The following is a 19,479-nucleotide window of genomic DNA, read 5'->3' on the forward strand; positions in this document are numbered from 1 at the left end:
TCTTCCGATTCAATGGGGGGTCAAACCAGGCTGAATGTAGTTAAGCCTCCGGCGGATGCCACGGATTTTTTAAAGGTATTTATCGAGCAAGCTCGACGACGGACAGGACGTCCTAGTCAGGCGAAAGCCACAGAATGTGGCGTTTTGAAGCGTGATAAAAATCCGGGCGCAAATTCGGCGGGGCGAATTTGATCATTTTATAAAAAACGGAGGTTATATATATGGGAAGAGAAGTGGATTATGACATTGTTGTAATCGGTTGTGGGGTTGCAGGGACGTCAGCAGCGTTATCTGCAGCAGAAACAGCTAAAAAGCAAGGAAAAAAATTAAAAATTGCCATTTTAGAACGGTCTGATTTTGATCATAGAGGCGGAAATTCCAGATGGACAGCGTCCTACATGAGAATGAAGAATATTGATGAAATTGCTGATAATTTTGTGGATGATATGATGGCTTTCTCGGATAACTATTCGGATCGAAAGTATATTGAGACACTCGCTGAGAACGCAGGAAGCACGCTTCGCTGGGTAGAAGAAAAAGGGGTCGCATTCGACTATTTACCAACGATGTTTTTAACTTCTAATCGTCCGCGTTTGCTGCCAGTTGGTGGAGGCCGTGCCATCATTGACACATTATCTCAACGTGCAGCAGGTCTTGGAGTTGAAATTATCTATGAAGCAACAGCGTGGAAAATCCTTCTCGATGATGAAGGGGTTGTGGACGGACTCATGATTCGAGTAAAAGGAGGAACCTCTGTTCAATTAAAAGTTGGCGCTGTAGTCTTAGCTTCAGGTGGTTTCCAAGGAAATCAAGAGATGATGGCTCAATATATTGGCAGGGACGCCCACAAAATTCGCACAGTTTGTGAAGGCGGACTATTTAACAAAGGAGAAGCGATTCGAATGGCATTGAATATCGGAGCGAAACCGGCTGGTCAATTTGATGCCTTTCATGCTGAACCAGTAGATCCAAGAAGTAATCGCGAAGAAGCAGCTGTCATGACCTATCCATATGGAATTCTTGTTGATAAAAATGGCAAGCGTTTCGTTGATGAAGGGAAATCTACTGTAGACGAGCAATATGAAGAAGTGGCCCGAAAGATTTTCTACGATCTTCCAGATCATATTGCGTATATGATTAGTGATCAGAAAATGTATGACATTCCGAATTATGAACAGGCGTTGGAAACGGATAAACCTGCGATTACGGCTGATACTCTTGAAGAATTAGCAGAGAAAATTGGCGTGCCGGCACAGCAACTTGTGGCAACTGTTCAAGAATTCAATGCTGCCGTACAACCGGGAGAATTCCAAGCACATAAAAAAGACGGCAAACAAGCGGTTGGAATTACACCGCCAAAATCCAATTGGGCGATTACCATTGATCAAGGTCCATTTATTGCTTACCCAATTGTTTGCTCAAATGTTTTTACAAATGGCGGGTTAGCAACAGATACAAATGGCTCTGTCCTTTCACAGGATGATGACGTGATCCCTGGATTATATGCTGCTGGTGAGGCAGCTGGTCTTTATTATGGCAAATATCCTGGTGGGACATCTGTTTTAAGAGGCCTTGTATTTGGGCGTCAAGCGGGTGAACATGCGGTTTCATATGTTGCCAACGTTGAGAAAATGGGTGTGTAAAGACAGTTGATATCACCACAAAATAGATAGAATAACGTACATGAAAAGGCAAAAGTGAAAGAGTTTCTCTCCCATTTTTGCTTTTTCATAAAATGTAAGTTTAGCCTCCGGTGGATGCCTCGGATTTTTTAGGGGAAGTTTATCGAGCGAACTCGACGACGGACAGGGATGTCCTAGTCAGGCGAAAGCCACAGGATGTGGCCCTTTGAAGCGTGATAAAAATCCGAGCGCAAATTCGATAGGCGAATTTGATTAGAAGAAAAGGGTGATTTAAGTGGATTTACAAGGGAAAGTGGCTTTCGTAACAGGCGGTGGCAGAGGAATTGGCCGTGAGACTTGTATATTATTAGCCAAACATGGCGCAAAAGTGGCGGTTTTCTCTCGCAGTCAAGCTGAAGTCGCGGAGACTGCTAACTATATCATTGAAGAATTAGGTGGAGAAGCCATTTACGCAACAGGGGATGCGTGTGTAGAAGAGGATGTAAAAAGAGCGATTCAACAGACGAGATACATGTTAGGAAACATTGATATTCTCGTAAACAATGCAGGCACCATGCTTCTAAAGCCATTTGATGAAACCACCATCGAAGAATGGGACTTTGTTCAAAACATTAATAGCCGTGCGCCTTTTCTTTTTGCTCGTGAGGTTGTTCCAAATATGAAGGAAAAACTAGATGGGGTCATCATCAACATTTCATCGATTTGGGGAACAAAAGGAGGACCAGACCGGAGTGCCTATATCACATCAAAATATGCGGTAATGGGCTTTACAAAAGCGTTGGGTGAAGAGCTCAAACCTTATCGCGTAAGAGTGAATGCAGTATGTCCGGGTCCTGTCGACACGAAAATGACCGATGATTTAGGACCGAATGTGAATAAGGAAGGCTGGCTGAAGCCAATTGATATCGCAAACATCATTGTTGATTTATGCTTGCCTAAATCCGTTGCGATCACAGCAACTGCGATCGAAGCATTTGGAAGTGGCAGACCTGTTAATACGTGAAAAACATAAGTGTGACCTGCTAGAACGGGAATTTATTTGATAGAAAACTAGAGTAGGTTCTTTTTCCATAGAAAATAGCGAAGGAGAAAAGCGATGAATATTATTGTTTTATTAAAACAAACCTTTGATACAGAAGAAAAAATCGTTATAGAAAACGGTCAAATTGTAGAAGATGGTCCAGAGTATGTAATTAATCCTTATGATGAGTATGCAGTCGAAGAGGCCGTTAAGTTGAAGGAAGATCAAGGTGCCCAAGTTACGGTCGTCACATTTGGCCCATCGCGTGCAGAAAGTGCGTTACGTACGGCTCTTGCCATGGGTGCAGACAAAGCGGTCTTAATTGAAGATGACGATTCACTTACGTTTGATGAATATTCGATTTCCAAAATATTAACTGCTGCAATTAAGGATCGTGACTACGACCTTATTTTAACAGGCAGCATGTCGGTCGATAACGGCGCCAGTCAAGTGGCTGTAAGAGTGGCAGAAGAACTAAATCTGGCTCATGTGGCCACAGCCGTTGAATTAACAATCGATTCAGATAAGGTTACCGTTGTTAAGGATGTAGAAGGGAATTCAGAAGTGATTGAAGCATCTCTGCCTTTACTAGTAACGGCACAGCAAGGCTTGAATGAGCCTCGCTATCCTTCTCTCCCTGGGATTATGAAGGCGAAAAAGAAACCAATTGAGCGTGTAAGTATCGAAGACCTTGAGGTAAATCTAGAAGAAAGTGCTGCAAAGTCAGTCAATCTAGATCAATTCCTTCCTCCTAAGAAGGAAGCCGGAAAAGTATTGTCAGGGGAATTGTCCCAGCAAGCACAAGAATTAGTACAGCTGCTTCATCAAGATGCCAAAGTCATATAAGGGAGGAATGGAAGATGAAAAGAACATTAGTGTTAGTAGAAGTAAGAGATGATCAAATTAGAAACGTATCTTTTGAAGCATTGTCTGCAGCTCAGAAAATAGATAGCGCTGAAATTACCGCCGTTGTTCTAGGAAGCTCAGAACCTCATTTTGTTACCTCTTTGGCTGAGTATGGTGCCGATAAAGTCTACATGGTTCCGGATGAAAGACTGAAACAGTATACTCCGGATGGATATCTTCAAGCGTTATTCCAATTAGTAGATCAGGTGAAGCCGGATGTCATTTTGATGGGGCATACAGCAATTGGGAAGGATGTGTCTCCTCGCTTAGCAACAAAGCTTGGAGTTGGCTTGATTTCGGATGTTACCCGTATCGAGCTAGAAGAAAACGAGATTATTTTTACCCGCCCAATCTATGCCGGTAAAGCGTTCCAAAAGAAGAAAATCGTATCTGGTACAATATTTGCTACGATTCGTCCAAATAATATTCCATTAGTAGAAGCAGATTCTAGTCGAACTGCTGAATCTATCCCTTTTAATCCAACCATTAAAGATATTCGAACCGTCGTAAAAGAGATTGTTCAAAAGTCTGTTGGCGGAGTCGATCTGACTGAAGCAAAAGTAATCGTTTCCGGCGGAAGAGGAGTGAAAAATGAAGAAGGATTTAAGCTGCTTGATGAACTGGCTAAAGTGTTAGGTGGTGCAGTTGGGGCATCTCGGGGCGCATGTGATGCAGGGTACTGTGATTATTCCATGCAGGTGGGGCAAACAGGAAAAGTAGTGACCCCAGATCTATACATTGCCTGTGGAATTTCCGGTGCGATTCAACACTTGGCAGGGATGTCCAATTCAAAGGTCATTGTAGCGATTAATAAAGACCCAGAAGCCCCAATTTTCTCGATAGCTGATTATGGAATTGTCGGTGATCTGTTCGAAGTCGTGCCATTGTTAACAGAAGAATTTAAGCAATTGACGGTTGCAACAGGCGTCTAGTGAAGACAATGGGAGGAATTTAATTTCTCCCATTTCGTTTTAACTTGCATAAAGACCCATTGCTTGAATGGGAGTTTGCTAGGGGGCAATCGGCAGTAAAGCTATAAAAATTGAACACAGACTATAGTGCTTACAGCAATGTCTGTATGACCAGCATCTCGCTGGCCTCAACGTAAGAATCAACAAGGGAGGTTGAAGAAAGATGATGACATTACTGAATTTATTGGCTTTTCTAGCTGTAGCTGGATATGCGGCTTATTTGTTTATTAATCTAGTATATACGCGCTATTTGTTTATCAAACTTGGGAAAAAAAGTGAGTTTCAGCCAAACTTAAAGGAACGAATTACTACAGTTGCTAGTAATGCTTTAGGTCATAAAAAATTATTTAAAGATAAGAAAAGCGGTCTTATGCATTTAGTCTTATTTTATACCTTCTTCATCATTCAAATAGGACTTATCGAATTAATCATTAAAGGTTTTATTAGAGGATATGAATATCCTTTAGGGGACACCCATAAATACTTTAGTCTTTTACAGGAGTGGGCAACATTTCTCATGTTTTTAGCGGTTGTATATGGTTTTTATCGTCGTTATGGTGAAAAATTAAAGCGATTGCAATGGAAACGTGATGGGAAAGCAGCTTTTGTTTATATCGCTTTAAGTACGCTTACTTTATCGATTTTAATTACATTAGGTTTTGAAACCATTATGGTTGGTCGCGAACCAAATCTCGTTTATGCTCCGTTCTCTAGTATGATTGCTTTATTATTTTCTGGTATCGGAACAACCGCAGGAACGGTCTTGTTTTACGTATTTTGGTGGGTTCATATGCTCGTCGTATTTTCTTTTCTTGTATTTGTTCCACAATCCAAACAATTTCATGAACTATTTGCGATGGTCAATATCTTTTTCAAAAAACAGGGCCCTGTTGGGAAACTAAGTAAAATCGATTTTGAGGATGAAGAAGCAGAAGAGTTTGGTGTAGGAAAAATTGAGGATTTCACTCAGCATCAATTAATTGATTTATACGCTTGTGCCGAATGTGGACGTTGTACGAATATGTGTCCAGCATCAGGAACGGGTAAAACTCTTTCGCCAATGGATCTAATCGTCAAGATGAGAGATCACCTCACAGAAAAAGGGGCAAGTGTAACATCACGAAGTCCTTGGCTGCCTGCTAATGTTTTTGGATCATCTGCTTTAGCGGTAGATGTGGCACAAAAAGAATCAGCAGCTACGGTTGAATTGCCTAGTTTAATTGGCGATGTCATTACAGAAGAGGAGCTTTGGGCTTGTACAACATGCCGAAATTGTGAAGATCAATGTCCAGTAGGAAATGAGCATGTCGATAAAATCATTGATTTAAGACGTTATTTAGTAATGACTGAAGGCAATATCCCAAGTGATGCGACTCGTTACTTTCAAAACATTGAAAGACAAAGCAACCCATGGGGAATTAACCGTAAAGAAAGAATTAAGTGGCGTGAAGAGCGTGAAGATATCACGGTTAAGACGGTAAAAGAAACAGATGAATTTGAGTACTTATTATGGGTAGGTTCGATGGGATCTTTTGATAAACGCAGCCAAAAGGTTGTCCAATCTCTCTCTAAAATTATGAATCTAGCAGGAATCGAATTTGCAATACTTGGCAATGAAGAGCGCAATTCTGGTGATACTGCTCGCAGAATGGGGAATGAATTCTTATTCCAACAGCTTTGTGAAAAAAATATTGCTAATTTTCAAAAATATAACGTCAAGAAAATTGTGACGATTGATCCACATGCCTACAATACCTTTAAACACGAATATCCTGAATTTGGATTGGAAGCTGAAGTGTATCATCATACAGAGTTAATTTGGAAATGGATTCAAGAAGGCCGAATTAAGCCGTCGAAAGATGTTTCAGAGTCGATTGCTTATCATGATTCTTGTTATATCGGACGTTATAACGATATTTACGATATTCCACGCCAAATTCTTAAGTCGATTCCAGGTGTGAACGTGTTAGAAATGGAACGAAATAAATCGGATTCGATGTGCTGTGGCGCTGGTGGCGGGATGATGTGGATGGAAGAAACGCAAGGGAAACGGATTAATGTGGAACGAACAGAACAAGCTCTTCAACTTAATCCAACGATGCTTGGAAGCAATTGTCCGTACTGTTTAACAATGTTAAGTGATGGAACGAAAGCGAAGGAAGTTGAAGATACGGTGGCAACGATGGATATCGTAGAGATCGTTGAGCGTTCATTGGTTGGATAATCGTTTTTAAAGTGAGGTTAGAGATTTAGTAGGATAAGGTGTGATGTCTTTTCTAACAAGAATGTTTATTCTCATAAATGGGGTTTCAAAAGGTTGTTTTTATTATTAAAAATGGAGGAATGTAATCAATGAAAAAAAGAAATTTAGTCGTAATAGTATCTATATTCATCTTCCTCATTACCGCGAGCATTGTAGGAGCTAAGGCGAAGTATGAAACAAAACCTGTTCCAAAAGGAGAAAGGCATAACATTTCAGAAATCATTCATGCTAACGCCAAATGGGAAAAGGTGGTTGTAAGTGAAGGTGACACGGGTAGATTTATGGAGGGAATTAACTTCGATCGAAAAGGGAATATTTGGATGGTCAGCCCTATGTCAGGAGAACTTCTTACTATTGAAAAGGACAAGGTGGTTTCAGTTGTAGAAGAAGGTATAGTGCCTGTTGGAGCAAAAATTCACAAAGATGGACGCATTTTTATGACGGATCTAAATGGAAAAATTATTGCTTATGACCCAATAGCAAAGAAAACAGAAACGGTTGTCAATACCTATGAAGGGAAACCGTTAAATGGATTGAATGATTTAGTATTTGATGAAAAAGGCGGGTTGTACTTTACAGAGCCAATGGGATCGAGTGCGACTCATCCAGTTGGTCGGGTTTTCTACTTGCCAGCCGATAGTACTGAACCTGAACTATTCGCTGAGAATATTGCTTATCCAAATGGAGTTGTAATCTCCGCAGATGGGCAGCGTGTGTACATTTCTGAATTTGACAAAAACCGATTACTTTCTATTCCTTCTAAGAAAGCAGAAAAATCACCTGAAACGCCATTTGTTTTCGGTTCCTTTGAAGGAGGAATTGGTCCTGATGGATTAGCGGTCGATACGGATGGGAATGTATATGTCGCCCATTTCCAAGCAGGAGAAATTGTGGTTCTTGATGCGAATGGGTTTAAATACGGAACTATTCGTCTGCCAGAAGATGCTGGAACCTTTACAACCAACCTAGCGTTTAACGATGGATACTTGTATATTACCGAGTCCTCAAAAAATGAGGTATGGCGCATTAAAGTGAAAAAAGAAGGATTAACTCCATACGGTTTGCAGTAGAAAATGAAGAAATAATACACATTTAGTAAAGGGGTGTTGCGTATGGTAGCAGATAACATCAGGATCCAATCAGAAAAAATGGATAAGAAAAAATATAAAATATTCTTTGGAGCCTATATCGGCTGGATCTTTGACTATTATGAAGTTTTTTTATTAAGCTTCTTAGTCATTCCAATGGCAGCTGCCCTTTCACTATCAACTGCACTAGTAGCCTCCGTCTTCTCAGTACAATTGGCCTTTTTAGCCATTGGTGGAGTTGTATTTGGCTATTTAGGTGACAAGATTGGGAGAAAGAAAATCCTCATTGCTACATTAGTAATCTTTTGTTTAGCTACTTTCATGCGTGCCTTCACTTTTGATTATGAATGGCTCATCTTTTGGACGGCGATAGCTGGTTTCGGTTTAGGGGGAGAGTATGGTGCTGCACAAGCATTAGTTAGTGAAACTGTTCCATCCAAACAAAGAGGATTTTGGAGCTCTATGCTATATGGAGGCGCTTATGTGGGAATTTTTATAGGTGCGACTGTAGGAGGCTTTATTTTACCGTTAATCGGTTGGCGCTGGACATTTGTCATTTCGTCCCTGCCTGTTCTATTTGCTCTCTATCTCCGAAAAGATGTTGAAGAATCAAAGGTTTGGGAAAAAGAAATAGGCAAAACCGCAAAGGTAAAAGTAAATGTCCGTGAAAAATACGGATTGAGACGATTTTGGAAGCCTTTTACCATTGCGTTAATTGCGGCGGTACTACAATATTTCGCTTACTACGGAATTACAAATTTCTTGCCTACGTATTTAGTCAAGTACGAAGGGTTTGAAATGGGAACAGCGGGTTGGTGGTTATTTTTTACGGCTTTTGCTGGGTTAGTAGGTTCGTTTATTGCTGGATATACTGCAGATAAATGGGGAAGAAGAATTACGCTTTCTTATTTAGGGTTTGTGGCTGCAATAGGTGGAATTGCCCTTTTCTTCACTTGGTCAAGTTTAATCGATTCGTTGTGGATCTTATTACCGATGTTTTTCTTATACTTCGGCTCAAATGGGGCCTCTGTGTTCGGATCGTTATTTAGTGAAATTTTCCCGACAGATGTTCGTTCAACGGGAATTTCATGGTCCTTACAAATTGGTCGTGGATTATCTGCATTTCCTCCGCTCATAACAGCTGCTGTATTCCCAGTATATGGGTACAGTCCAATTATTTTAGGAGGAGCGGCCTTATTTTTGATGTTAGCCATATGGGCATGGGTATTCCCAGAAACAAAGAATGTACGATTAGATAATGTTTCTAGTACACTATCTAAACCAAATAATGAAGAAGCGACCATAACAAATGTTTCTACAGACTTAAGTTAATGGGGAAAAAAGGTAAAATATCCCATGTTGGCGGATATGATTCGACTGTCTGAAGATGCTGGAACATTCACGATAAATTGCTTTTAATGGTCAGTTGTATGTGTCAGAATCGATCAGTATTCCTCTATTTCCTTCACAGCTAAAAAATGATTTGCTTTCATACAGAAAACAATTAAAGGCCTAATTCAACATCAGATTAATTAGGCCTTTAATTTCTATTTTTCTATTCATTTTAATGCCTCATTATATAACTCTGTTTCTGGGAGGAAGCATCGTTTTGGCCGTTTCCAAGCGTATTTGTGATTATTCCTAATAATCCCGACAGGTGTGACTTCTGTTTATTATAGGGTTATGTTTTTCCAATTATATAACGATCTGTATAAACCTTAAGTATGAATTCCTCTATCCAAAATAATGAGAAAATTTAACCTAATTTATTGAACGTTAAGTACATATTTGGTATAGTAGACCGGCCGGTATGAGGAGGTCACTGCCAATATGGATACGAAAACTTTAATCATTGAAACTGCGACCACTCTTTTTCAACAAAAAGGCTTCAAGAGTGTCGGTTTAAATGAAATATTGAATGCTTGTAAAATTACAAAAGGATCTATGTATCATCATTTTCCAAATGGAAAAGAAGAATTGCTCATTGCTTGTCTCCGCTTGATGAATGAGGCGATTACAGATGACATGCAATCGATTTATTCTCAATATCCTACGACATTAGAGGCGACACGTGCCATGATTGATATCTTAATGGAAAGGTTTGAAAAGGATGGTACAATCACAGGTTATACGTTTACGAGCATTGTCCGGGAAATGGAATCATTGAGTGAACCGGTTCGAAATGCGAGTAATTTATTATATCGACAAATAATAAAGATCTGTTCAGATAAACTAGTAGCAGATGGAATTCCAGAGGATAAAGCTTATTCCACTGCACTTATGATTACAGCTTCAATCGAAGGGGGAATTTTGCTTAGTTTATCTAAAAACGATACGATCCCGCTTCAAACCGTCTCTCAATTTTTACCTAATATATTGAAGGAAATCTAACTGCTCTCAGGGGCAGTATTTTTTTGTTTAAGGGTGATAAACATATTAACCCGCTTTGTTATTAGACCTTGTAAACCATTCTTTTGTTTCAGTGGTTTGATCAAGGAATATAGTGAATCTAACATTATACGTCCTATCTAAATCAACTTTATTATTTTATAATAAAGAACGGTTTACAATTTTACCTAACGGAGGAACTAACTTTGATACTTGATAAATTGTCAAATGCAAAAATGTATGATCAGCTACATCCCAGATTAAAGAAGGGACTTCATTTTCTGCTTGAAAATGATCTAAATTCACTTGAAGTAGGTACATATCCTATTGAAGAGGATAAAGTGTTTGTGATGATACAAGAATATGATACAAAATTACCCGAAGTTTGTCGCTTTGAAGCCCATTATCGTTATGCTGATATTCAATATGTTATTCAAGGGCAGGAGAAAATGGAGTACACTCACATCGGAGAGGCACAGGTCATTGAAGCGCATCAAGAGAAGGATTTAATGTTCCTTGATGCAGAAGGAGAGAGCTTTGTAGTAAAAGAAAGTTACTTTGCCGTCTTCACCCCAAAAGATGCACATAGACCAGGTATGTGTGTCAATAATCCCGAGCCGATTCGAAAAGCAGTCGTCAAGGTGCTGTGGGATTAATCTTTAACCTTGATTTTAATATTTTTATGTCAGCCCTTCAGATGATGAAGGGTTTTTTGCGGTTATGTCAATTTCCTTATTAAGTTAATAAGAATTTAGTATTTCAATAATTATCTGAAAATATTTTAAAATAGATATATATAGGCTACGTAAATAAATGTGTAAACGTTATCAATATAATAGGAGGGTTAACAATGGCGATTACAGGCGTGATCATTAATAGTGATGGTGGATTGGTGTAAGAGGGTTTGATCGGATATCGGGCGGAGACCATTTATAAAAAACGGGATAAGGTTTTTCCTTATCCCGTTTGATTAGCAGAATGTGTCTTTTGAGCTTGGATTTTTCAGCCCGAATAATGGGCGAATAAAGAGGGCTAAGAAGGTTCCAAGTAAAGCCATAATTGCCCAGACCCATCCGTGAAGACTGAAGGACGAAATTCCTCCAAAATAAGCTCCAATATTACAGCCGAAAGCAAGCCGTGATCCGTATCCCATTAGGAGACCGCCAAAAATGGAAGCTCCGGCAATGCCAGGTTTTATTTTCTTTGGTTTAAACGTACCTTGGAAAGAGGAGGCAATAAAGGCTCCTAACATAATTCCAAAGTTCAGTACGCTTGTAGAATCTGCTAACACTGAGTTTTTCAAAGCTTCACCATTTGGACCGGTAAAATATCCCCAGCTTGCAACATCGATTCCAACTGTATTGAGGAATTTTCCTCCCCATAGAGCAAAGGCCGATGTAATTCCCCATGGTGTCCCTCTAACGGTTAAAGTTAAAGCGTTTAGGAGAGCTAAAACAATCGCCGCAACGAATAATGGCCAGGAACCGCGTAATACTTTTCTCCAACCCGTCGTTGTTGCTAGCGGCTTCATCATTGGAGGATTTTTCTTTTTCCCAATTTGAATCGTTATGAAGTAAATCACGGCAAATAAAGCCATTTGAATTGCCCAAGCTCCAAAGTAACCCAGTCCTGTAGAAGTTGCCAATGATATCGGCGGAAGCGTTGGGGTTTCTTCCATCCAAAAGTTGAGATGATAGGCACCAAGAGTAGAACCGGCAATAAAGGAAATAAGGGTTAACACCATGGAAGAAGAGCCCCCACCTAAGTTATACAAAGTTCCTGATGCACAACCATTTCCAAGCTGCATGCCAATCCCGAACAGAAAAGCACCGAAAAGAACGGGAATTCCTACAGGTGAGACATAACCTGCTGGCGTTACACCTGTAAAACTAAATCCTGTACTCAAAATAATTGCAAATAGAGTAGTAGAAACGGCAAACATGAGCATATGGGCTTGGAGTCCCTGCACGTTACCTACGGATACAAGCCTGCGAAAGGCAGATGTAAAACCAAATCGAGCATAAAGCAATGTCGCTCCCAAAGCTAATCCGATGATAAAAAGGGTTCCCTGTACCCAACCAGCCGTATTGACAATTGTCATCAGCAAAATAAGGGAAATAATTAGACCAGCTGAAACATATCCCTTTTGCATCGGGTTAAGATTTGTGACAAACGTAGTCGGGTTCTTAACTAAGGATTTATATTTAAGCTTAGACGTTGATTCTAAAGTTGTATGTGACAATCCATTCACCTCTTAATCTTATGAAGATAGTATGATTTATTTAACATACTATTATAGTAATAGTGAAAAGTAAAGTAGTTTTTGGATTTTCATCCTGTTACATCCGGGAGTACACCGTTTTTTTGAGTTCTAATATCTGGCTTAACGGGAAGTAAGACTCTCACTGATGGTAGTTTCACTTTATAGTATGTTGATGTTGTTAAATCCCTCCTGTTCTATTATAATGTAATTGTTTCAAATTTCTGGAAAAAAGAGAGAGTTAAACGATAAATTAATTTAATACTACGGGAGGATCGTTTATGCCAAACTGGTTACATAACACCATTAATGTTATTTTATTAATCGTTAGTATGGGATGTGTTGCAAGTGGAATTAAGTGGAAGACGAATAAAAGAACGGAAACAAACTAAACAAGAGGACGGATCTTTTAAAATACAAGATCCGTCTCTTGTTTAATAATTAATAAATAAAGAGATTTAATATTTTGAAAGTAACTTTTATATAATAGAGTAAGGTTAGAGGACTATTGTTTATCCTATAATTGACAAATGTTTAATAAAAAGGAAGTGATACATTCGATGTCAAATGAAAATGAGGTTCTATTTAATACTGAGAAAGACAAAGAGCCCAAAATGAAGGTTGAAAGAAAAGAAGGCGAGCCAACATCAGCTTTTAAAGGGGCTTCTTGGGCAGCGTTTATTATAGGTGTTGGGGCATATTTGATTGGCTTGTTTAACGCAATGATGGAACTAAACGAAAAAGGCTATTACTTTGCCGTGTTAGTATTTGGTTTATATGCAGCGGTCTCTTTACAAAAGGCAGTAAGGGATAAGGAAGAAGGGATACCGGTTACGGGAATATATTATGGAATTAGTTGGTTTGCACTCATTGTTTCAATATCACTTATGGCGATCGGTTTATACAATGCAGGGAGTATTGTTTTAAGCGAAAAGGGATTTTATGGGATGGCCTATGTTCTTAGTTTATTTGCAGCCATAACGGTTCAAAAAAATATTAGAGATACAAAGAATGCACGAGAAAGGGAATAATATCTAAACGGATTTATGTGTTACATCTTCCTGAATTATGGAGTTTCTTATAATTGAATTTTCAAAAAGGGGAGTGCTAACTTTCCTTTTTTTTTTGTTTTAGCAAGAATGAGGTATAATTGAAAAATAATCTAAATGACTAAAAAGGAAGTGGCATAGTGGTCGGTGTAGAAATCGATATGGTTGTTACAGACAGCTTGAAAGCATTAGAATTATACGAAAAGGTATTTGAGATTGATCATATTGAGGTTACAAATTTCCCTAAAGGCGAAAATGAGGTTGTTTTCAACTTATATGGAGTTCGCTTTCACATGTTAGATGAAAATCCAAAATTCCATTTAATCGCACCAAGTGAAGAGGATCCTAAAACCATCTGGTTTAATATCACAGTTCCAGATATTAAGGAAACATATTCAAAAGCGATGAGCCTTGGCTGCACGGAAGTACAAGCGGTTACTGAAATGATGGATTTTGGGGTATCAAATGCCATGTTTAGCGATCCTTACGGTTATATTTGGATGTTGCATCAAGTTCATAGAGAAGTGAGTTTTGAAGAACGAGTACAACTGTGGGAAGAGAATAGAGAAAAATAAATGAGATAGGCACGATTCCAGTTCTGGATGGTGTCTTATCATTATTCCTATGTTTAATGGTTTCAATTTTGATTTACATACTGCGAATATGAAACTAGATACGATCATACAAAAAGCGGCATGTTGAGCAGCCTAGATTGCATAACATGCCGCTTTTTGTGGAAAACATTAACACTTTTAGAAACTAATGGAAATTATATAGATAGCTGAGATCAGTTTAATGCTTGTGTTACTTCTTCTGCGGCTTGTTGTACTCGTTTGATTAGCTTTGGAGTTGTTAGCTTGTTGATTCTTTGAACCGGTCCAGCAATTCACAGGGTCGACTCCAGCTGGACGTCATGTAGGAGCGGTCGCTGGCAAGAATTTGAAGCGTGTTGCACTTGAACTCGGAGGCAATAACCCGTTTGTTGTTCTAAAAGATGCAGATGTTAATCAAACTGTTAACGCTGCGGCTTTTGGTGCTTACTTACACCAAGGCCAAATATGTATGAGTATCAATCGAATTTTAGTTGATCAATTAATTTATGATGCATTTGTTACAAAGTTTGCTGCTAAGGTTTCCAAGCTCGAATATGAAGACCCGAAAAATCCAAATGTGATTATAGGACCCATTATTAATGAAAAGCACATAAATAAAATATTAGAGCTCATAGAAACAGCCAAAAAAGAAGGAGCTACGGTTGCTCTTCAAGGGCAACGAGTCGGTAATGTGTTAACGCCTTTTGTGTTGGCTGACGTAACAAATGAAATGACAATTGCTCAAAGCGAAATTTTTGGGCCTGTCGTGTCGATTATTCCATTTAAATCTGAGGACGAAGCAATTGAAATGGCTAATCATACAGAATTTGGTTTAAGCTCATCTGTGTTTACTAGAAATTTAGACAGAGGGATAGAATTTGCTCAACAGATTGAAAGTGGCATGACACATGTCAATGATCAAACGGTCAATGATGAAGCAAATGTCCCTTTTGGTGGAGAAAAAAGTTCGGGTCTAGGTCGTTATAACGGAGAATGGGCATTAGAAGAGTTTACTACTATGAAGTGGATTTCAGTTCAAAAGGAAAACAGGAAATATCCTCTTTAATTCATACAATTATAGGAATAGAATAATTGTCTGTTTGGAGATAAAGTCTATTAAAATGAAACGGCAGGTATTTCAAATATGAAGTACCTGCCTTTCTATTTGCTTTTGAGATGATCAACAAATATCCTATTTTCTGATGACCCTATTCCCATTTCGCTGTATTGAATAAAGAATGCTAGTTTTCAGAATTTGATATTTCTGGTACATTTAATCATAGGAAAACGTCTTCAACTTTGACAAAATATTTTATTTTTGGCATATGTCATGGTAGACTGTATTTTTGAGTTATCCATTATGGGAGATTAGATCTCTTGGGCGAGGTGGTACAAGGATCCTATAGAATCGTTAAATTTAATTTAAAATTGAATCTATAGATATATGAATAGAAGAATGTTTATGCTAGGATGGAGTTTTAATTGGAGTGAGGGTATATATGAATAAAATATTTCAAAAAGGACAGGGGATGCTTAATAAATACGTTGTCTTTTTCTTTATAACGGTTCTTTTTCTATGGATGAAAACGTATTTCATTCAGTTGACACAGTTTAATTTAGGTGTAGAAAGTTCATTCCAGGAGTTTCTATTATTTTTAAACCCTTTAGGTTCAGCGATGATCTTTTTAGGATTTGCTAGCTTTTTAAACGGAAGGAAGAAATACATAGGGCTGATTATTATTGATTTCCTTCTAACTTTTTTGTTATATGCAAATGTGTTATATTATCGTTTCTTTAATGATTTCCTTACCTTACCTACCATTTTTCAGACACAGAATTTTGGGGATGTAAGCAGTAGTATAGTATCACTATTGAGATCATATGACATTTTGTTCTTTGTCGATATCATATTGTTAATCGGCTTGTTGGCTTTTCGGGTTGTTAAAATCGAAGGTAAGAACATGAAACATCGAATGGCTGCGGCTTTGATCCTATTGGGTTTAGGAATTTCAAGTTTAAATTTGGCTTTAGCAGAATCCGATCGACCTCAATTATTAACTAGGGGATTTGATCGTAACTATATAGTGAAATATTTAGGCATGTATAATTACACGGTTTATGATGCTGTTCAAAGTACAAAAGCTTCGGCCCAGCGAGCGTTGGCAGATGGCAGTGACCTAACTGAGGTTATTAACTATACACAATCTAACTATGCTGAACCGAATCCAAAATATTTTGGCGCCGCAAAAGGCATGAATGTGATCTATATTCACCTTGAATCCATACAAAACTTTTTAATCGATTTCGAACTGCACGGTGAACAAGTGACACCATTTTTAAACTCTTTTATAAGAGATGAGAACACGATTTATTTTGATAACTTTTTCCATCAAACAGCACAAGGCAAGACAGCTGATGCGGAATTTCTATTAGAAAACTCCTTATATGGCTTAGCACAAGGTTCCGCCTTCACCATGAAAGGATTAAACACCTATCATGCGGTTCCAGCCATTTTAAGACAACAAGGGTATACTTCAGCTGTGTTCCATCCAAATACAGGAACATTTTGGAATCGGAATGAAATTTATAAATCATTCGGATATGATCGATTCTATGATTCTAGTTATTATGAAATGAACCCGGAAGACCTTGCTGATTATGGGCTGATGGACAAACCATTTTTTGAGCAGTCGATTCCAAAGTTAGAATCATTGCCACAACCTTTTTATTCAAAGTTTATTACAGTAACACATCATTATCCCTATAAGCTTAAAGAAGAAGATGCGACGATTGCGCCTCATACAACGAATAGTAAATCAGTGAATCGCTACTTTCAAACCGCTCGCTATGCAGATGAAGCGCTTGAGCAATTTTTTGGCTATCTGAAGGAGTCCGGTTTATACGATAACTCGATCATTATTATGTACGGAGATCATTATGGAATTTCACAAAATCATAATAAAGCGATGGGACAAGTTCTAGGAAAAGAAATTACTCCATTTGAAAGCACTGGTTTACAACGGGTTCCATTGATGATTCGTGTGCCAGGAATCGAGGGTGGAGTGAATCATGAATATGGGGGGCAAATCGATTTGATGCCAACCCTTCTTCATTTATTAGGAATCGACACAAAGAACTTCATCGTGTTTGGAACCGATTTATTATCAGAAGAACATGATGATATTATTCCTTTCCGTAATGGTGATTTTGTTAGTTCAACCATTACGTCTATTTCGGGTAAATACTATGATTCTCAAACAGGGCTTTTACTAGAAGCAGAGAGATTACCCGAAGCAAGAAATTATCAAGAAAACGCCATGCAAAAATTAGCACTTTCAGACCGGGTGGTCAATGGCGATTTATTACGCTTTTATACACCAGACGGATTCCAACCAGTGGACCGATCAAAATATAACTACAGTAAACAAGAAACTGAAGAACCAAATGAAGAGGAAGCATCCTTTAATAACGAAAATTACTAACTTGCAGACAACCCCAATCTCACTTGAGATTGGGGTTTGTTTGTATTTAGAAACAGGAGCACGATTCTTATTTGAATGAATTAATACTTCGTCTCTCCCGCCTTGAGCAATCACCGCTTCTAGCTCTTTATTACCAGCCCTTTTGATTTTTTGCTTTAGATTTGAATATTTAATTTTCTTGGAGTAAACATGGGAAACGTTCGGTTTTCACATTTCGATTATAAACTCCATGATTGTCCATTTCTTAAACAGGTGTTTTAACATACTTTATATTAAAATCACAAGCTTGTTTAATAGGAGGCAGACATGTCAAATCAAATTAAAATTTATAATCTGATTGTTAACGGTATTGCACAAAATGCCAATGTTGATATTGGTAGAACGGTACAAAATAGTCATACTGCAAATGTAAAATTATATGGAGCAAATTTTTCAATGGGAGATTTTTCGCCTACACATTCTGTAATTGTTACAAAAGTCAAAGATCCCGATTATAGTGATCAAGGTCAAACAGAGAACCCCTCTTCAGCTGACAACAGTCAATAGATATTTATTTTAGATTAAATGGACCGAGAATGGTTTATTCAATGAAGAGCATCATTTTTTGGATCAATGTATAGTGTACCGTCCTTTTGAATTTCAGCATAAAAGACATCCGTTATAGAATTTATACCGTGATCTTTTAATTGGTTCTCTAACCATTGTCGATTTAGGTTTAATTTTTCTAAGTTCTCTTCCTTAATTTTACCATCGGAAATGACAGATGTAGAAATAGGGAATACATGGGCATTTTTCTGGTTTATATTTAAATCACCCTTTGTCAAAGGCTGCTTAGATTCTTTTTTCATAACTGAAAGAGTTCCATCTGTTTCAAAAATGGCATAATTGACTTCTGATAGGGAAAATACGTTTTTCTTTCGTAATAAAGTATTTAAAGCGTCTATGTCTAAACGAACTTTACGGAGTTCATCTTCCATAATTTTTCCCTTTTTCACAAGAATTCTAGGCTCACCTTCAATAGCTACTCGTAACTTTTGAGATTTTAGATCTAAGATGCTTATAAAAATGGTAAAAGCAGTCCAAGCGATAAGCGCTAGTAATCCATTAGTGATAGTGAGGGAAGCATCAATGGCAAGAGAGCCCCCTATATGTCCTATTGAGATTGCAGAGATAAAATTAAAAAAGGTCATTTGGGATATTTCTTTTCTGCCCATAAGTCTGGTTAAAAATAATAAAGTTACGAAAGCAATTGCAAGTCTTAGGATTAATTCTGGAATCGTCATTTTATTAACTCCTTATAGTAAAAAGATACCTACTCCTATCATATTGTTCGCCCCTTTAAATTTAAAATGTATTTTTTCTAATAAAAAAACGTAGACAAACTAAAACAGAAGACAGTTTAGTTTGTCTACGTTTTAATGCACTACCCTTCAATTTCACGCAAAAAAATCCCCCGATTTTGATGAGGTTTTTATCAAATTGGGGATTGTTTATTATTTATGATGTTCTTGACTACAAATATATTATCGAATCTAGAAAGAATTTTATATGACACTGTTTTTAATGGCATTACTATCACTAGCATCGGGGTCAATGACGGCGGCTGCTTGGACCGCTACTGGGGAAAGGTCTCCGTTTTGTTCTCCAAACGCTTGATTTCGCTTATATGTCACAAGTTGATCGATTAATTGCAGAGTCCCCATATTCGCTACGGCACCATTATCAATTGTATTTACTTTGAATCCAAGTATATTAAAGACCATTGGTGAAACAAAAACCATATTTCAACACATCCCTGTCTTTATGTTATTCATA

The 19,479-nt window shown here is 38.1% G+C and carries 16 protein-coding genes and 1 pseudogene; 14 read left to right on the forward strand and 3 right to left on the reverse strand.

Annotated features, from left to right (window positions below):
• Positions 1–221: 221 nt before the first annotated feature.
• The 9 genes from R4Z10_RS06255 to R4Z10_RS06295 all read left to right on the forward strand — a co-directional run bounded on the left by R4Z10_RS06255 (position 222) and on the right by R4Z10_RS06295 (position 10,936).
• Entirely contained in the window at positions 222–1,643 is a 1,422-nt protein-coding gene (locus R4Z10_RS06255) for an FAD-binding protein (protein WP_338472346.1), read from the forward strand.
• A gap of 274 nt (positions 1,644–1,917) precedes the next feature.
• Positions 1,918–2,646, forward strand: coding sequence for an SDR family oxidoreductase (locus tag R4Z10_RS06260; protein ID WP_338472347.1), 729 nt, complete (start codon positions 1,918–1,920; stop codon positions 2,644–2,646).
• A gap of 93 nt (positions 2,647–2,739) precedes the next feature.
• Positions 2,740–3,510: an electron transfer flavoprotein subunit beta/FixA family protein gene (locus tag R4Z10_RS06265; RefSeq protein ID WP_338472348.1), complete on the forward strand. Its 771-nt coding sequence runs from the start codon at positions 2,740–2,742 to the stop codon at positions 3,508–3,510.
• Positions 3,511–3,524: 14 nt separating this feature from the next.
• Positions 3,525–4,502 carry an electron transfer flavoprotein subunit alpha/FixB family protein gene (locus R4Z10_RS06270; RefSeq protein ID WP_338472349.1) on the forward strand — a complete coding sequence of 326 codons (978 nt, stop codon included), beginning with the start codon at positions 3,525–3,527 and terminating at the stop codon, positions 4,500–4,502.
• Positions 4,503–4,704: 202 nt separating this feature from the next.
• Positions 4,705–6,765, forward strand: coding sequence for a (Fe-S)-binding protein (locus tag R4Z10_RS06275; protein ID WP_338472350.1), 2,061 nt, complete (start codon positions 4,705–4,707; stop codon positions 6,763–6,765).
• A gap of 128 nt (positions 6,766–6,893) precedes the next feature.
• A complete protein-coding gene (locus tag R4Z10_RS06280) occupies positions 6,894–7,874 on the forward strand; it encodes an SMP-30/gluconolactonase/LRE family protein (protein WP_338472351.1) in 981 nt (326 codons plus the stop codon).
• Between the two features lie 42 nt (positions 7,875–7,916).
• A complete protein-coding gene (locus R4Z10_RS06285; RefSeq protein WP_338472352.1) occupies positions 7,917–9,224 on the forward strand; it encodes an MFS transporter in 1,308 nt (435 codons plus the stop codon).
• A gap of 498 nt (positions 9,225–9,722) precedes the next feature.
• Positions 9,723–10,283 carry a TetR/AcrR family transcriptional regulator gene (locus tag R4Z10_RS06290; protein WP_338472353.1) on the forward strand — a complete coding sequence of 187 codons (561 nt, stop codon included), beginning with the start codon at positions 9,723–9,725 and terminating at the stop codon, positions 10,281–10,283.
• Between the two features lie 203 nt (positions 10,284–10,486).
• Entirely contained in the window at positions 10,487–10,936 is a 450-nt protein-coding gene (locus R4Z10_RS06295; protein ID WP_338472354.1) for a YhcH/YjgK/YiaL family protein, read from the forward strand.
• Positions 10,937–11,250: 314 nt separating this feature from the next.
• Here R4Z10_RS06295 and R4Z10_RS06300 read toward each other — a convergent pair whose 3' ends face one another.
• Positions 11,251–12,432, reverse strand: a complete 1,182-nt coding sequence (locus R4Z10_RS06300) for a YeeE/YedE family protein (RefSeq protein ID WP_338473172.1) — start codon at positions 12,430–12,432, stop codon at positions 11,251–11,253.
• A gap of 668 nt (positions 12,433–13,100) precedes the next feature.
• On the opposite strand from R4Z10_RS06300, the gene yiaA reads away from it, so the two are divergent.
• The 5 genes and pseudogenes from yiaA (at position 13,101) to R4Z10_RS06325 (ending at position 18,210) form a co-directional block, all read left to right on the forward strand.
• Positions 13,101–13,571 (forward strand): inner membrane protein YiaA, encoded by a 471-nt coding sequence (gene yiaA / locus R4Z10_RS06305; protein WP_338472355.1) that lies wholly within the window; start codon positions 13,101–13,103, stop codon positions 13,569–13,571.
• A gap of 158 nt (positions 13,572–13,729) precedes the next feature.
• On the forward strand, positions 13,730–14,164 hold the full coding sequence (locus R4Z10_RS06310; protein WP_338472356.1) for a VOC family protein: 435 nt from the start codon (positions 13,730–13,732) through the stop codon (positions 14,162–14,164).
• A 319-nt stretch (positions 14,165–14,483) separates the two neighbouring features.
• Positions 14,484–15,248: pseudogene (locus R4Z10_RS06315) on the forward strand (aldehyde dehydrogenase family protein); the annotation flags it as partial.
• Between the two features lie 433 nt (positions 15,249–15,681).
• Complete coding sequence (locus tag R4Z10_RS06320; protein ID WP_338472357.1) at positions 15,682–17,664, forward strand: LTA synthase family protein; 1,983 nt, start codon at positions 15,682–15,684, stop codon at positions 17,662–17,664.
• Between the two features lie 306 nt (positions 17,665–17,970).
• Positions 17,971–18,210 carry a spore germination protein gene (locus R4Z10_RS06325; RefSeq protein WP_338472358.1) on the forward strand — a complete coding sequence of 80 codons (240 nt, stop codon included), beginning with the start codon at positions 17,971–17,973 and terminating at the stop codon, positions 18,208–18,210.
• A gap of 38 nt (positions 18,211–18,248) precedes the next feature.
• On the opposite strand, the gene R4Z10_RS06330 is transcribed toward R4Z10_RS06325, so the two are convergent.
• Both R4Z10_RS06330 and R4Z10_RS06335 read right to left on the reverse strand, forming a co-directional pair.
• Entirely contained in the window at positions 18,249–18,947 is a 699-nt protein-coding gene (locus tag R4Z10_RS06330) for a DUF421 domain-containing protein (protein WP_338472359.1), read from the reverse strand.
• A gap of 261 nt (positions 18,948–19,208) precedes the next feature.
• Entirely contained in the window at positions 19,209–19,427 is a 219-nt protein-coding gene (locus tag R4Z10_RS06335) for a hypothetical protein (protein WP_338472360.1), read from the reverse strand.
• Positions 19,428–19,479 lie beyond the last annotated feature (52 nt).

The organism is Niallia sp. XMNu-256 (assembly GCF_036670015.1).
In the GTDB taxonomy this organism is placed as follows: domain Bacteria; phylum Bacillota; class Bacilli; order Bacillales; family Cytobacillaceae; genus Bacillus_BD.

Coding starts and splice junctions, on each gene's coding strand:
- R4Z10_RS06325 (WP_338472358.1), top strand. CDS start 17,971: ATGTCAAATCAAATTAAAATTTATAATCTGATTGTTAACGGTATTGCA.
- R4Z10_RS06265 (WP_338472348.1), top strand. CDS start 2,740: ATGAATATTATTGTTTTATTAAAACAAACCTTTGATACAGAAGAAAAA.
- R4Z10_RS06270 (WP_338472349.1), top strand. CDS start 3,525: ATGAAAAGAACATTAGTGTTAGTAGAAGTAAGAGATGATCAAATTAGA.
- R4Z10_RS06320 (WP_338472357.1), top strand. CDS start 15,682: ATGAATAAAATATTTCAAAAAGGACAGGGGATGCTTAATAAATACGTT.
- R4Z10_RS06335 (WP_338472360.1), bottom strand. CDS start 19,427: ATGGTCTTTAATATACTTGGATTCAAAGTAAATACAATTGATAATGGT.
- R4Z10_RS06285 (WP_338472352.1), top strand. CDS start 7,917: ATGGTAGCAGATAACATCAGGATCCAATCAGAAAAAATGGATAAGAAA.
- yiaA (WP_338472355.1), top strand. CDS start 13,101: ATGTCAAATGAAAATGAGGTTCTATTTAATACTGAGAAAGACAAAGAG.
- R4Z10_RS06290 (WP_338472353.1), top strand. CDS start 9,723: ATGGATACGAAAACTTTAATCATTGAAACTGCGACCACTCTTTTTCAA.
- R4Z10_RS06280 (WP_338472351.1), top strand. CDS start 6,894: ATGAAAAAAAGAAATTTAGTCGTAATAGTATCTATATTCATCTTCCTC.
- R4Z10_RS06275 (WP_338472350.1), top strand. CDS start 4,705: ATGATGACATTACTGAATTTATTGGCTTTTCTAGCTGTAGCTGGATAT.
- R4Z10_RS06255 (WP_338472346.1), top strand. CDS start 222: ATGGGAAGAGAAGTGGATTATGACATTGTTGTAATCGGTTGTGGGGTT.
- R4Z10_RS06300 (WP_338473172.1), bottom strand. CDS start 12,432: ATGCAAAAGGGATATGTTTCAGCTGGTCTAATTATTTCCCTTATTTTG.
- R4Z10_RS06330 (WP_338472359.1), bottom strand. CDS start 18,947: ATGACGATTCCAGAATTAATCCTAAGACTTGCAATTGCTTTCGTAACT.